This is a genomic window from Pseudoneobacillus rhizolycopersici (assembly GCF_054786815.1).
This window is the reverse complement of sequence record NZ_JBTOOE010000231.1, coordinates 1-238: the sequence shown is the minus strand read 5'-3', so window position 1 is coordinate 238 and position 238 is coordinate 1. Positions and strand designations below refer to the sequence as shown.

General features: G+C 56.7%; 2 tRNA genes. Both read left to right on the top strand.

From position 1 onward, the window contains the following. The first annotated feature begins 3 nt into the window (after positions 1-3). Positions 4-78, top strand: a tRNA-Asn gene (locus tag ACX9YW_RS23550). Between the two features lie 4 nt (positions 79-82). Next, positions 83-173, top strand: a tRNA-Ser gene (locus tag ACX9YW_RS23545). Positions 174-238: the final 65 nt, after the last annotated feature.

The following is a 238-nucleotide window of genomic DNA, read 5'->3' as shown; positions in this document are numbered from 1 at the left end:
TATTCCGCAGTAGCTCAGTGGTAGAGCTATCGGCTGTTAACCGATCGGTCGTAGGTTCGAGTCCTACCTGCGGAGCCATTATGGGGAAGTACTCAAGAGGCTGAAGAGGCGCCCCTGCTAAGGGTGTAGGTCGGGTAACCGGCGCGAGGGTTCAAATCCCTCCTTCTCCGCCATAGAATTTGCGGCCCATTGGTCAAGCGGTTAAGACACCGCCCTTTCACGGCGGTAACACGGGTTC